The sequence below is a fragment of the Streptomyces fragilis genome (assembly GCF_003112515.1).
GTDB classification, from domain to species: Bacteria; Actinomycetota; Actinomycetes; order Streptomycetales; family Streptomycetaceae; genus Streptomyces; species Streptomyces fragilis.
In genome coordinates this window covers 245,953-259,155 of the sequence record NZ_BEVZ01000002.1, presented here as the reverse complement: position 1 = coordinate 259,155, position 13,203 = coordinate 245,953, and the positions used below count along the sequence as shown (strand labels likewise).

Here is a 13,203-nt window from a genome sequence, read left to right as displayed (position 1 = left end):
GCCCGCCCCCTTCAATCGCCGGATCATCCCCACGACTTGGGAGGATCCATGGCGTTACGAAGACGCACCGTGCGCTCCGTGCCGGCGGCGGTGGCAGGGCTCACCGTGCTCACCGCGCTGCTGCAGGCCGCGCCGGCGTCCGCGGCGGCGGACGCCGGCCGGCCGGCGTTCCGCATGCCGTTCGTCTGCGACCAGAGCTGGCGCGGCAGCAACTGGGAGGGCCACAGCCCCGCCCACTCCATCGACTGGAACCACTACGACGCCGCGGGCAACCCCGACGACCTCGGCCGCCGGGTCCTGGCCAGCGCGGGCGGCACCGTCCTGTCGTCGTACTACGCCACCGACACCGGCTACGGCAACACCGTCGTGATCGGCCACGGCGACGGCTGGCGGACCCGCTACGCCCACCTGCAGAGCCGCGACGTGCAGGTCGGCGACACGGTGACCCGGGGGCAGCGGATCGGCACGGTGGGCGCCACCTCGGCGCTGTACTCCCTCTCCCCCCACCTGCACTACGAGCAGATCCACGACGGGGCGGTGGTCGTCGCCGTCGTCCAGGGCGTCACCTGGAGCGACTATCTGGTGCGGTACCAGACCAGCACGAACGGCTGCTGAACAGGGCCTCCCCCGCGGCCCGGAGGGCGGTGCCGGGCAGCACGCCGAGCTCGGCGGCGAGCAGCCGCCGGGCCTCGGCGTACGCGGCGCCGGCCTCCGCGGTCCGGCCGGCGCCGTCCAGGGCGCGCACCAGCAGCTGCCACAGGTCCTCGCGCAGCGGGTCGGCGGCGATCCGGGCGCGCAGCTCGGCGACGAGCGTCCCGTGGTCCCCGACGCGCAGCCGCTGGCGCAGGCACTCGTCGAGGGCGACGGCGCGCAGCTGGCCCAGGCGGGTCAGCGCCGGGTCCCACAGGACGCTGCCCGGCAGGTCCTGCAGGACGTCGCCGCGCCACAGCCGCAGCGCCGACTCGTAGCCGCGCAGGGCGGCGGCGTGCCGGCCCGCGTTCCGGGCGGTGCGCGCCCGGTGGAGGCGGCGTTCGAAGAGCAGCAGGTCGTGCTCGGGGGCGGGAACCTCCAGGACGTAGCCGCCGTGGCGGGTGCGCAGCCCCGCGTGGTCCACACCGGCCGCGGCCAGCGCCGCGCGCAACGCGCGTATATAGGTGCGAAGGTTGGCGACGGCCGACCGGGGCGGCCGGGAGGGCCACAGGACTTCGGTCAAAGTGTCCAGCGAGACGTACTCCCCGGGCCGCAGCAGGAGCGTCGCCAGGACCGCCCGCGGCTTGGGCCCGCCGAGCGGGACGGAACCGCGGGTCATCGGGCCTCTGATCTGCAACGGGCCCAATATGCCGAACGTCGGCTCCCTCATCCCCGCGCCCCCATGCCCCGCCCCCGGATCGTCCGTGACCGGGGCAGCGTAACGACGCGGGCGCGTACGGAACAGGACGTGTCGCGTCCGCACGGGGCGGCCTGGCGCAAGAGCCCATTGACGGTGCGCCGGTGCCCTCAGCAGACTCACGATCCCCACAAGTGAACGAACCGGTTCCCCCCGTGCCGGTTCGACGACCCGAGCGGAGACCCTCCTCATGGGACGCCGATCAGAACTCCCCTTATTCGCCGCGCTGCTGGGCAGGAGCGGGCCCGAGCGGCGTCGCGTCGGCGCGCTCGCCGCCGCCGCGCTGGCCCTCACCACCACCGCCGCCGCACTGGCCTCGCCCGAGGAGGGGACCTCCGCCGGGCTCACCGCGGCCGCGTCGGCGGCAGCGGCCTGCGGGGACGGCGCGTACCAGGCCGAGGCCGTGCTCAGCGGCTCCACCTGGACGGCGCGGCGCGGCTCCACGACGGTGTACACCGGCTCCGACCTGCGTTCCGCCGTCCAGGCGGCGGTGGGCAGCCTCACCGCGGGCCGGACGTACAAGGAACGGGTGGTGGTCCGCGGGTCGGGGTCCATGTCGGCGGGCTCGCGCATCTCGCTGCCCAGTTACACCGTCCTGGACGTCTGCGGCACCATCAACGTCACCGGCAGCGGCTCGGGCGACCAGGCGCCGGTGTACTCGCGCGGCACCAGGGACGTGGAGGTCCAGCACCTCAACGTGACCGGCACCCCGCTCTACGGGATCTTCCTGCGCAACGTGCAGAACGTGGTCCTCGGCCAGATCGACATGCGGCTGTCCTCGGGCCTGGGCGTGCGCATCGACAACCGCGGCGACACCAGCCAGTGGACCCGCAACGTCCGCATCGACAACGTGTACGTCTCCGGCGCCTCCAGCCACGCCGTGGAGACCTACGGCGTGGACGGCCTCACGATCGGCACCGTCACCGCCCGCAACGTCGGCGAGTCGGGCCTGCTCCTCAACCAGACGATCAACGCCACCGTGACCAGGGTGGACGCGGAGAACGCGGGGACCGGCACCGGGTACGCCGCCTTCCGGATGGCCAACCGCAACGGGCGGGTGGGCAGCTCGTACCCGACCAACATCCGGGTGGGCGAGGTGGTCGCCCGCGGTGGGGGACGCGGCGTGTTCTGCGTCTCGGAGAGCGGCGGCGCGGTCATCGACCGGGTGAGCATCTCCAACACCGGCAACAACGCGGTGCTGATCGAGAACTGTTACAACGTGACGCTCGCCGCGCAGAGCGGCACGGTCAGCGGCGGCGGCGAGATCCGTCTCGCGGCCCGCACGGAGTTCCCGAACAACTCCGACATCTGGATCCAGAACCTCACGGTCACCAACTCGGCGATCCGTGAGAGCCCTTGCGGCACGAACACCACGTTCCGCAACAACACGCTGGTCAACAGCAGCCAGTCGATCTGCTGAACGGGACGCGGCCGTCCGCCGTCTCCGGATACGGGCCGGAATCCGGGACGAGGGCACCGCGCGTCCCGCTCACGCGGTCGCCTGCGGCTCCGCCGGGACGATCTCGGCAATCAGGCCCTCGACCAGGGTCTTGATCTCGTCGCGGATGGGGCGGACGGCCTCGACAGCCTGGCCGGCCGGGTCGGCCGGCTTCCAGTCCAGGTAGCGCTTGCCGGGGAAGACGGGGCAGGTGTCGCCGCAGCCCATGGTGACGCACACGTCGGACTCCTTCACCGCCTCCACGGTGAGGATCTTCGGTGTCTCCTGAGAGATGTCGATGCCCACTTCGGCCATGGCCTCCACGGCGGCGGGGTTGACCTGGTCACCGGGGGCGGAGCCTGCGGAGCGGACCTCGACGCGGTCACCGGCCAGGTGGGTGAGCCAGGCGGCGGCCATCTGGGAGCGGCCGGCGTTGTGGACGCAGACGAACAGGACGGACGGCTTCGTGCCGGGGCTGTCGGGCATGAAGGGCTCCCTGGTCTCGCGGCGGCCGCATGCGTCACGGCATCAGCATCCGCTGATATCAGCGGACAGTGATGTGACACTATCAGCGCATGCTGACTTCAGTCGATCCTGAGGTGATCCGGGCGTTGGGCGATCCGCTGCGGCTGCGGATCGTGACCCTGCTGGCGCGCGAGACGCTGTGCACGACGCACCTGGTGGAGGAGACCGGGGCCAAGCAGACCAACCTGTCCAACCACATGAAGGTGCTGCGCGAGGCCGGGCTGGTGGAGACCGAGCCGTGCGGCCGCTTCACCTACTACAAGCTCAGGCCCGACGTCCTGGCCGGCCTCTCCGACCGGTTCGCCGAGCTCGCCGCATGCGCCCGCGCCGCCGCCGAGAACAAGAGGGCCTGCCCGTGACGTCCACCGAGCCGACCACGGCCCGCACCCCGAGCCCCGAGGCGGCCAGGGAATCGATCGTCAAGAAGCTCTCCACCCTGGACCGCTACCTCGCGGTCTGGATCCTGCTCGCCATGGCCGTCGGCCTCGGGCTCGGCCGGCTCGTCCCGGGATTGAACGACGCCTTGGCGAAGGTGGAGACCGGCGGGATCTCCCTGCCGATCGCGCTCGGGCTGCTGATCATGATGTACCCGGTGCTGGCGAAGGTCCGCTACGACCGGCTCGACGCCGTCACCGGCGACCGGAAGCTGATGGTCTCGTCGCTGGTCGTCAACTGGATCGTCGGCCCGGCGGTCATGTTCGCGGTCGCGTGGACCTTCCTGCCGGACCTGCCCGAGTACCGCACCGGCCTGATCATCGTCGGCCTGGCCCGCTGCATCGCCATGGTGATCATCTGGAACGACCTCGCCTGCGGCGACCGCGAGGCCGCCGCCGTCCTCGTCGCCCTGAACTCCGTCTTCCAAGTCGTCGCGTTCGGCCTGCTGGGCTGGTTCTACCTCGACCTGCTGCCGGGCCGGCTCGGTCTCGGCGACGGCGAGCACCTCGACATCTCCATGGGGAGGATCGCGCTCAACGTCGTCATCTTCCTCGGCATCCCGCTCGCCGCCGGCTTCCTCACCCGCCGCCTGGGCGAGAAGAAGCTCGGTCGCGCCGACTACGAGCAGCGGTTCCTGCCGAAGATCGGCCCGTGGGCCCTGTACGGGCTGCTGTTCACGATCGTCGTCCTCTTCGCCCTCCAGGGCAGGACCATCACCTCGCAGCCCGGGGACGTCGCCCGGATCGCGCTGCCGCTGCTGGTCTACTTCGCGGTGATGTTCTTCGGCACCTTCCTCCTGGGCAAGGCCCTGGGGCTCGCCTACGACCGCACCGCGACCCTCGCCTTCACGGCGGCGGGCAACAACTTCGAGCTGGCCATCGCGGTCGCCATCGCCACCTTCGGCGTCACCTCGGGCCAGGCCCTGTCCGGTGTCGTCGGCCCGCTCATCGAGGTGCCGGTGCTGATCGTGCTGGTCCGCGTCGCGCTCGCCTGGCGGGGGAGGTTCGGCGCCGACGCGGTGACGACGCCCCGTGACGCATCACGCAGGTCGTAGCACCAGTGGGACTCGCGGCGCCTGAAGCCGGCTCGCCGGCGAGAAGGACCCGGTGCGGTCAGGGCGCGGCCGGCAGGCTCAGCAGCTTGCCCATCGCCGCCAGTACGGACCGCTCGACCCGGTAGTAGACCCAGGTGCCGCGCCGCTCGGAGGTGAGCAGCCCGGCCTCCTTGAGCTTCTTCAGGTGGTGCGACACCGTGGGCTGGGAGACCCCCACGTCGGAGATGTCGCACACGCACGCCTCCCCGCCCTCGTGGGAGGCCACGGATGAGAAGAGACGCAGGCGGACCGGGTCGCCGAGCGCCTTGAACATCCGCGCGGCCGTCTCGGCCTCCTCGGCGGTCATCGGCCGCTCGGTCAGCGGCGGGCAGCACGGCGCCACGCCCTGACCGTCGGCGGGCTCGAGCAGCGGCAGCACCTTCGCATTCGACATGCATCTATGTTGACACATGTCGAACCAGTAGGGAGGCAGGTCCGCCACCGGCGACGACCGGCCGGACACCGGGCAGCCCTCGGTTCGATGAATGTCTATGTTGACGGTCATCAATACAGGTGCCATTCTGGGCCGCACAAGCCATCGACAGATGTCGAAACACGCGAGGAGTCTCCGTGAACGCGCCCGCCACCACCGAACTGCCCGTCGTCGTGATCGGGGCCGGCCCCGCCGGTCTGGCCGCCGCCGCCCACCTGGTCGACCGGGGCATCGAGCCCCTGGTCCTCGAGGCCGGCCCCACCGCCGGCGCGGCGGTGCGCGAGTGGGCGCACGTGCGGCTGTTCTCCACCTGGGCCGAGGTCGTCGACCCCGCCGCCGAGAAGCTCCTCGCCCCCACCGGCTGGACACGCCCCGACCCGGCCACCTATCCCTCCGGCGGCGACTGGGCCGATCTCTACCTGCTGCCGCTCGCCGACGTCCTCGGCGACCGCGTCCGCACCGGCGTCACCGTCACCGGCGTCTCCCGCAACGGACGGGACCGGATCGTGGACGCCGACCGCGAGCAGCAGCCGTTCGTCGTGCACGTCACCCACACCGACGGCAGCGAGGAGCGCGTCCTCGCCCGCGCCGTCATCGACGCCTCCGGCACCTGGGCCACGCCGTCCCCGGCCGGCGGCAGCGGACTGCCCGCGCTCGGTGAGAAGGCCGCCGCGGACCGGATCACCTACCGCGTCCCGGACCTGAAGGACGCCGCCGTCCGGGCCCGGTACGCGGGCAGGCGCACCGCCGTGATCGGCTCCGGCGCCTCCGCGTTCACCGCGCTCGCCCACCTCGCCGACCTCGCCACGTCCGACGACGGTGCGGGAACGAAGGGCGTGTGGATCCTGCGCCGGGGCATCTCCGGCTCCACCTTCGGCGGTGGCGAGGCCGACCAGCTCCCCGCCCGCGGCGCCCTGGGCCTGGCGGCGAAGGCCGCCGTCGACGAGGGTCACGCGGACGCGGTCACGGGCTTCCGCACCGAGGCGATCGAGCGGACGGACGACGGCCGCCTCGTCCTGGTCGGCGAGGACGGCCGCCGTCTGGACCCGGTCGACGAAGTGATCGTGCTGACCGGGTTCCGTCCCGATCTGACCTTTCTCGACGAGCTGCGCCTGCGCCTCGACGAGCGCCTCCAGGCGCCCGTCGCCCTGGCTCCGCTGATCGACCCCAACCAGCACTCCTGCGGCACCGTCTATCCGCACGGCCACCGCGAGCTCTCCCACCCCGAACCCGGTGTGTACCTGGTCGGCATGAAGTCCTACGGCCGCGCCCCGACGTTCCTGGCGATGACCGGCTACGAGCAGGTCCGCTCCGTGGCCGCCGCGATCGCCGGTGACCTCGAGTCCGCCGACCGCGTGGAACTGACCCTGCCCGAGACCGGGGTCTGCGGCGGCGCAGGCCTGTTCGACGCCCCCGATGCCGCTGAGGCGGACGGCGGTGGCTGCTGCGCGCCCGCTCCGCAGCTCGTACTCCTGGACAGCCCTGCCACGGCCGAAGTGGCCGGGGCGGCACCGGCGGACGGGTGCTGCGGCTCGTGACCGGCCTGGGCACCCCCGCAAGGGCCAGGGGTGTACGCCGAGGGCCGCGGGGCGATGGGCATGCCGTCGCCGAGGAAGAAGCTCGGGTGCGGGGCGGGCTCGTCGCCCGGGCACGGGAGCCGGCCGGGCGGTACGGCGAGCGGTTCGAGCCGCCGGCCTCGCCGGTGGCGCGGGCGGAGAGCGGGGAGCTCTACGAGTGAGCCGGGCGCGGTGGCTCGAGCATCGGCACCAGGAACCGCCGGGCCACCGCGCGCATCTGCTCGTCGTCCTCGATGTCGACGACGTGGCTGGGGATGACCAGGAAGGACGCGGAGATCCGCACCATCATCTCGGCCACCAGGTCGACGTCGACGTCCTCGGAGACGTTGCCCGCCTGTTGCTCCCGGCGCAGCCCGCCGGCCAGGAACTGGCGGACGGCGGCCAGGGTGCGGCCGCCGTCGCTGGTCATGGACGGCACCACCGCGTCCGGCTCCACGGCCATCAGGCCGCCGATGAGGGCGTTGCGGCGGATGGCGCGCAGGGAGCTGACGAAGCCCAGCTCGACCCGGTCGGCGACCGTCTCGGCGCCTTGGACGTCGTGCGCGAAGCGGTCGAGGCAGCGCCGCAACTCCCGCCGTACGACCTGCTCGACGAGCACGTCCTTGGTGGCGAAGCGGCGGTAGACGGTGATGCGGGAGACGCCGGCCAGCTTGGCCACGTCCGCCATGGTGGACCGCTTGATGCCGATCCGGCAGAACTGCTCGTGGGCGGCGTCGAGCAGGCGCGCGGCGATCTCGTCGTCCGGACCCGCGCCCTCGGCGGCCCCGGTGAACGCGGTCTCGAGCAGCGACGGGACGTCCGAGGAGGTCATGGGCACCGACCGTACAGGCTGGCCGCCGGTGTCGGGGTTCGCCCCCTCCCTCCAGGACGTCGCCCAGTGCGGCTACTGCCGGCCGGGCCAGATCATGGCCGCCGTCGCCCTGGTCCGCCGCGTCGCCGAGGAGGGCCGCGGCATCGCCGAGGCCGACCTCGACGGCATCCGCACCGTCGGCCGGTGCGGCACCTACCCGCGCATCCGGGCCGCCATCAAGGCGGCGGCCGGGATGTGACGGGGGTGCGGCGGACGGCAGACCGGGCGTCCGGAGCGTCGGGCGTCAGGCGCTCCGGGCGTGCGGCGGTCAGGGCGGGCAGCGGTCAGGGCTTGCGGGCGACCCCGCACACCGCGTGGGCCGGGGCCTCCGGCATCGGCCCGGACAGGTGCGGCCGCCAGTCCGCGGACCGGACCACGCCCGGCTCCAGCAGCTCCAGGCCGTCGAAGAAGCGGGCGATGTCCTCGGCGGGGCGCAGGTGGTAGTTGTGCGCGGACTGCGCGTTGTACGCGGCCACCGCCGTGTTCAGCGCGTCGCTGGTGTCCGTGCCGTCCGAGAGCGCCAGGTAGCTGCCCGGCGGCAGGGCCTCCACCAGCGTGCGCACGACGCCCCACGGGTCGTCCTCGTCGGGCAGCTGGCCCATGATCCCCAGCAGCATCAGGCCGACCGGCCGGCTGAAGTCGAGGGTGCGCGCCGCCTCCTCGAGGATCCGCAGTGGATCCTTCACGTCGGCCTCGACGTAGTCGCAGACGCCCTCCGGGCCGCTGGTGAGCAGGGCCTGCGCGTGCACCAGGACCAGCGGGTCGTGGTCCACGTAGACGATCCTGCTCTCCGGGGCGATCCGCTGGGCCACCTCGTGGGTGTTGTCCGCGGTGGGCAGACCGGTCCCGACGTCCAGGAACTGCCGCACGCCCGCCTCCCCGGCCAGGAACCGCACGGCCCTGCCGAGGAAGACCCGCTGTTGCCGGGCGACCGCCGCGAAGTCGGGGAACGTGGTGAGGATCGCCTCACCGACCTCGCGGTCGGGAGGGTAGTTGTCCTTGCCGCCGAGGAGGTAGTTCCACACCCGCGCGGAGTGGGGGCGGTCGGAGCGCAGCCGGTCCGGCTTTTCCTGTTCGAAGAGACCCATGCGCGCAGCCTCACACGAGCCGGGCGATCTTCGCCATAGCTTGCGGGCATCGAACGTGCGCTCATGCGTGCTTGGTTGTCGGAGCGTCAATTGGTGACGGACGGTAGGCCCGCCGCCGCCTCCTTGCGCAGGTGGACCATGCCCAGGTGCGGCGCGACCCGTTCGGTCCGGTACGGACGGTAGCCGGCGGCGGTGTACAGGGCGAGCTGCTCCGTGCTGCGGTCGCCCGTGAACAGCTCCAGCCACGCCGCGTCGCCCGCCCGTTCCTCGACGGCCGCCAGCAGCCGGCTGCCGAGGCCTCGCCGCTGGAGACGGGGATGGACCACCAGCCGGCCGATGTGGAAGGCGTCACCGCGCCGGCGGCCGCGGACCGAGCCGACCACCTCGCTGCCGAGCCGCACCACGAGCAGCACGCCGGCCTCGCGGTCCTCGCGCAGACCCGCCAGGTCCTGGGTGAGCGGCGGGAGGGTGTGGTCGTCGTACCGCTCGGCCTCGCTCTGGTAGCAGAGGTACTGGAGCTTCAGTACGCCTTCGAGGTCCTGCGGCGTCGCCTCCGACACCGCCAGCTCCGTTGTGCCCGGCTTCATTCCGGCCCCCCAGTCGGATCGGTCGTGACGCGTCACACTGGCACGCCGTGGCCGGAGGTTCCATTCCTGACCGCATGCCGGTCGGCCGCGGCGGAAGCCGGTCAGCCGCGGCGGCCCTTGCGCAGGAAGCGGCGCAGGCGGGTCAGCGGCCAGGTGTTGATCACCTCGTCCGCGGTGAGCCAGCCCCGTCGGGCGGTGCCCACGCCGAAGCGCAGGTGGCCCAGGTCGGGGACGGAGTGGGCGTCGCTGTCGATGGCGAACCGCACACCGTGCCGCCTGGCCCGCAGGATGTCCTCGTCGCGCAGGTCGAGGCGGTTGGGGTGCGCGTTGATCTCCATGGCGGTGCCGGTGCGCGCGCACGCGGCGAACACCTCGTCGAGGTCGAACTCGATGCCCGGCCGTTTGCCGAGGATGCGGGTCGTGGGGTGGCCGATGATGTTGACGTGCGGGTTCTCGCAGGCGCGGACGAGACGCCGGGTGAGTTCCTCGCGGCTCTGGCCGAAGTGCGAGTGGATCGAGGCCACGCACACGTCGAACCCGGCCAGGAAGCCGGCCGGCCAGTCCACCTCGCCGTCGGGGTCGATGTTCAGCTCCACCCCGTGCAGCAGCCGCATGCCGCCGCGGCGGTCCGTCCTGCCCCGTCTGCCGTAGACCCCGTCGAGGGCGCGGACCTCCTCGCGCTGGGCCAGGATCCGCTCCTCGGTCATCTGCTGCATGTACAGGTTGGGCGCGTGGTCGGTGACCGCGTAGTAGGCGTGCCCGAGCTTCGCGGCCTCGGCGACCATCCGCTCCAGCGGGGCGAGGCCGTCGGTGAGGTCGGTGTGCGTGTGCAGGTCTCCCCGCAGGTCGGACTCCTCGATCAGCTCGGGCAGTGCGTCCTCGCGCGCGGCCTCGATCTCACCGCGGTCCTCCCGCAGCGCCGGCGGGATCCAGGGCAGGCCGAGGCGGGCGTAGACCTCCTCCTCGGCCCGCGAGACGATCCTCTCGCCGCTCTCCGCGTCGAACAGCCCGTACTCGGACAGCTTCAGTTTCTCCCGCACGGCGATCTCCCGGACGCGGATGTTGTGCGCCTTGGAGCCGGTGAAGTACAGCATCGCCGCGCCCCAGGAGTCGGGCGGCACGACGCGCAGGTCGACGGAGAGGCCCTTGTCCGTGCGGACCGAGGTCTTGGACGGGCCGCGGGCGATCACCTCGGAGACGTACGGCAGGGCGGCGAAGGCCTCCATGAACGGCCCGGACTCCTCGGCCGCCACCAGCACGTCGACGTCCCCGATGGTCTCGCGTCCCCGGCGCAGCGACCCGGCGTACGCGCACCGCAGGCAGCCGTCGATCCGCGACAGCGTGGCGACCACGTCCTCGGCGAGGTCGAGGGCCACGTCGATCAGCGCCCGGCCGCCGGCCGACCGCATGAGCTCCACGCCGTGGAGGATGTTCTCCTCCGTCCTCGGGCCGAATCCCTTGAGGTCGCGCAACCGCTCGGCGTGGATCGCCTCGACGAGCTCGTCGACGGAGGAGACCCCCAGTTCCTGGTGCAGGGTGTACGCCTTCCTGGGGCCGAGCCCCGGGACGGCCGTCAGCCGTCGCACCCCCTCGGGGATCTTCGCCCGCAGCTTCTCCAGCGCGGCGAAGTCGCCGGTGGAGAGGTACGCGGTGACCTTGTCGGCGATCGACCGGCCGACCCCCGGGATCTCCCGCAATCCCTCGGCGTCGAGCGTCCGGACGTCGGCGTGGTGCCCTCCGATCGCCCGCGCCGCCTTCTCGTACACGCGCGCCTTGAACGCGTCCCCGCCGGTGATCGCGATCAGGTCCGCGTACTCCCGCAGGAGCTCGGCAACCTCGTCGTTGGACCTGGCCATGGGGGACGAGTGTGCAGGATCGGCGGCTTCATGCGCGCGGGGCGGGTCGGGTGTCGCCGTGCGGGCCGGACCGGGGTGGGGCGTCGCCGTGCGGGCCGGACGGGGGCCGGGCGTCGTCGTGCGGGCCCGGACCGGGGCCGGGCGTCGCCGTGCGGCGGCGGGTGCCGGGCGGGGCGTCACCGTGCGGGCGGGGGGCGCTCAGGCCAGGCCGCCGTTGGCGAAGAGCACCTGGCCGTTGACCCAGCGGCCGGGACCGGCGAGGAAGGCGACGGTCCCGGCGATCTCCTCGGGGGTGCCGAGGCGCTCCGCCGGGTTCATGGCGGCGATCCGGCCGACCTGCTCCTCGCTCTTGTCCGCGAGGAAGAGCGGCGTCGCGGTGGGGCCGGGGGCGACGGCGTTGACCGTGATGTCCTTGCCCCGCAGCTCCCGCGCCAGGATGAGGGTCATGCCCTCCACGGCCGCCTTGGAGGCGGCGTACGCCGCGTAGGCGGGGAACTGGGTGCGGGTCACGGACGTGGAGAAGTTGACGATCGCCCCGCCGGGCCGGAGCCGGTTCGCCGCCAGCTGGGACACGACGAAGGCGCCGCGGATGTTGGTCCGGTGCATCCGGTCCAGGTCGGCGAGGTCGAGCGTCGCGACGGGCGACAGGAGCATGATCCCGGCGGTGTTCACGACCACGTCGATCCCGCCGAAGGCCTCCTCGGTGGCGTCGAACGCCCGGGCCATCGCCTCCTCGTCGGCGACGTCCCCGCCCACCGTGATCGCCCGGCCGCCGGCGGCGGTGACCTGGTCGCGGATCTCCTCGGCCCGCGCCGCGTTGCCCGCGTGGTGCACGGCAACGGCGTACCCGTCGGCGGCCAGCCGCTCGACGACGGCCCGCCCGATGCCGCCGGACCCGCCGGTCACCAGGGCCACCCGTCCTGCGGTGCTGTCGGTCATGACTGCGCTCCTTCTAGAATATGGACGTACTGTTCATATGCAAGGCTACGGCGAAATGAACAGACTGTCCACAAGACGGGTGGGGTGACGATGTCCGAGAACGAGACCGCCACCGGCGGGCGGCCCGGCCGCGGCCGGCGGCCGGCGACCGAGGTGCGCGCGGCCGTGCTGACCGCGGCGGGCCGGATCCTGCTGGACGAGGGCCTGCAGGCGCTCACCTTCGACCGGGTGGCCCGGGAGGCGGGGGCGAGCAGGACGACCCTGCACAAGTGGTGGCCCTCCCCCGGCGCGCTCGCGGCGGAGGCGTACTTCGCCCGCAGCCGTCCGGTGCTCGACTTCCCCGACACCGGTGACCTGCGGGCCGACCTGATCGCGCAGCTCGGCGCCTTCGTCCGCTGGCTGAAGGAGGAGGGCGCGGAGAGGCCCGTCTCGCAGCTGGTCGGCGCCGCCCAGCTCGACCCCGGCCTGGCCCGCGCCTTCGCCGAGGAGTACGGGCGCCCCCGCCGCGAGCTGGCGCGCGCACGGCTGCGCACCGCCCAGCGGGCAGGGCTGCTCCGGGAGGACGCCGACCTCGACATCGTGGTCGACCAGCTGTGGGGCGCCCTCTACCACCGGATGCTGGTCCTCAAGGCCCCGTTCGACGCGTCCGTCGTCCCCCGCCTGGTCGACCACGCCCTGCACGGGGCGGCACCTCGGTAGAGCGGACGGCACCCCTCCCGCGCCGCTCCCACCTGGCCGCATGCATACTGCCGGTCCGCCCCTTCGGCGTTTCGACGCGCGTCACGGAAGACCACCGGACCGCGAAGTGGAAGGGCTCCAAGAAGCTCGTGCGGGAACCCCGTTTACCCTCACCTTTGCCGTGCCCGCTACCTCGTCGACCCCTAGCTGATGGGCCCCTTGCTCGAGCGAGGTCGAGCAAGGGACGGGACCGAGTAGCGAGCCCCGCGACCCCTGTGCACGATCCGCAGGACGGGCCCCGGGACCGGGGCGGTGCC

14 protein-coding genes and 1 pseudogene are annotated in these 13,203 nt (G+C 72.9%); 7 read left to right on the top strand and 8 right to left on the bottom strand.

Annotation, left to right across the window (positions count from 1 at the left end):
• The first annotated feature begins 48 nt into the window (after positions 1–48).
• Positions 49–615: a M23 family metallopeptidase gene (locus Sfr03f_RS03210; protein WP_108952157.1), complete on the top strand. Its 567-nt coding sequence runs from the start codon at positions 49–51 to the stop codon at positions 613–615.
• Here Sfr03f_RS03210 and Sfr03f_RS03205 read toward each other — a convergent pair.
• On the bottom strand, positions 563–1,327 hold the full coding sequence (locus tag Sfr03f_RS03205) for an AfsR/SARP family transcriptional regulator (RefSeq protein ID WP_245967374.1): 765 nt from the start codon (positions 1,325–1,327) through the stop codon (positions 563–565). The two genes, Sfr03f_RS03210 and Sfr03f_RS03205, sit on opposite strands and share 53 nt — an antisense overlap.
• 250 nt (positions 1,328–1,577) lie before the next feature.
• Between Sfr03f_RS03205 and Sfr03f_RS03200 the strand changes: the two genes are divergently transcribed.
• Entirely contained in the window at positions 1,578–2,807 is a 1,230-nt protein-coding gene (locus Sfr03f_RS03200) for a right-handed parallel beta-helix repeat-containing protein (RefSeq protein WP_245967373.1), read from the top strand.
• A gap of 69 nt (positions 2,808–2,876) precedes the next feature.
• On the opposite strand, the gene Sfr03f_RS03195 is transcribed toward Sfr03f_RS03200, so the two are convergent.
• Complete coding sequence (locus tag Sfr03f_RS03195; RefSeq protein ID WP_108952155.1) at positions 2,877–3,311, bottom strand: arsenate reductase ArsC; 435 nt, start codon at positions 3,309–3,311, stop codon at positions 2,877–2,879.
• Positions 3,312–3,400: 89 nt separating this feature from the next.
• Here Sfr03f_RS03195 and Sfr03f_RS03190 point away from each other — a divergent pair, with 89 nt between their 5' ends.
• Together Sfr03f_RS03190 and arsB are read left to right on the top strand one after the other, a co-directional pair.
• Complete coding sequence (locus Sfr03f_RS03190) at positions 3,401–3,709, top strand: ArsR/SmtB family transcription factor (protein WP_108952154.1); 309 nt, start codon at positions 3,401–3,403, stop codon at positions 3,707–3,709.
• Entirely contained in the window at positions 3,706–4,839 is a 1,134-nt protein-coding gene (gene arsB / locus Sfr03f_RS03185) for an ACR3 family arsenite efflux transporter (protein ID WP_108952153.1), read from the top strand. The genes Sfr03f_RS03190 and arsB overlap by 4 nt, the downstream gene beginning before the upstream one ends.
• 58 nt (positions 4,840–4,897) lie before the next feature.
• On the opposite strand, the gene Sfr03f_RS03180 is transcribed toward arsB, so the two are convergent.
• A complete protein-coding gene (locus tag Sfr03f_RS03180) occupies positions 4,898–5,272 on the bottom strand; it encodes an ArsR/SmtB family transcription factor (protein ID WP_108952152.1) in 375 nt (124 codons plus the stop codon).
• A 176-nt stretch (positions 5,273–5,448) separates the two neighbouring features.
• Between Sfr03f_RS03180 and Sfr03f_RS03175 the strand changes: the two genes are divergently transcribed.
• Positions 5,449–6,849, top strand: a complete 1,401-nt coding sequence (locus Sfr03f_RS03175; protein WP_108952151.1) for an NAD(P)-binding domain-containing protein — start codon at positions 5,449–5,451, stop codon at positions 6,847–6,849.
• A 190-nt stretch (positions 6,850–7,039) separates the two neighbouring features.
• On the opposite strand, the gene Sfr03f_RS03165 is transcribed toward Sfr03f_RS03175, so the two are convergent.
• Positions 7,040–7,699, bottom strand: a complete 660-nt coding sequence (locus Sfr03f_RS03165) for a TetR/AcrR family transcriptional regulator (RefSeq protein WP_245967372.1) — start codon at positions 7,697–7,699, stop codon at positions 7,040–7,042.
• A gap of 52 nt (positions 7,700–7,751) precedes the next feature.
• Between Sfr03f_RS03165 and Sfr03f_RS30895 the strand changes: the two are divergent.
• Positions 7,752–7,937: pseudogene (locus Sfr03f_RS30895) on the top strand (2Fe-2S iron-sulfur cluster-binding protein); the annotation flags it as partial.
• Between the two features lie 85 nt (positions 7,938–8,022).
• On the opposite strand, the gene Sfr03f_RS03155 reads toward Sfr03f_RS30895, so the two are convergent.
• The 4 genes from Sfr03f_RS03155 to Sfr03f_RS03140 all read right to left on the bottom strand — a co-directional run bounded on the left by Sfr03f_RS03155 (position 8,023) and on the right by Sfr03f_RS03140 (position 12,208).
• Positions 8,023–8,826 (bottom strand): SAM-dependent methyltransferase, encoded by an 804-nt coding sequence (locus Sfr03f_RS03155; protein WP_108952150.1) that lies wholly within the window; start codon positions 8,824–8,826, stop codon positions 8,023–8,025.
• A gap of 86 nt (positions 8,827–8,912) precedes the next feature.
• Positions 8,913–9,413: a GNAT family N-acetyltransferase gene (locus Sfr03f_RS03150; protein ID WP_108952149.1), complete on the bottom strand. Its 501-nt coding sequence runs from the start codon at positions 9,411–9,413 to the stop codon at positions 8,913–8,915.
• A 101-nt stretch (positions 9,414–9,514) separates the two neighbouring features.
• On the bottom strand, positions 9,515–11,269 hold the full coding sequence (gene polX / locus Sfr03f_RS03145) for a DNA polymerase/3'-5' exonuclease PolX (protein ID WP_108952148.1): 1,755 nt from the start codon (positions 11,267–11,269) through the stop codon (positions 9,515–9,517).
• Between the two features lie 198 nt (positions 11,270–11,467).
• Positions 11,468–12,208 (bottom strand): SDR family oxidoreductase, encoded by a 741-nt coding sequence (locus Sfr03f_RS03140; protein ID WP_108952147.1) that lies wholly within the window; start codon positions 12,206–12,208, stop codon positions 11,468–11,470.
• 90 nt (positions 12,209–12,298) lie between these two features.
• On the opposite strand from Sfr03f_RS03140, the gene Sfr03f_RS03135 reads away from it, so the two are divergent.
• A complete protein-coding gene (locus Sfr03f_RS03135) occupies positions 12,299–12,907 on the top strand; it encodes a TetR/AcrR family transcriptional regulator (RefSeq protein ID WP_108952146.1) in 609 nt (202 codons plus the stop codon).
• The last annotated feature ends 296 nt before the right edge of the window (positions 12,908–13,203 follow it).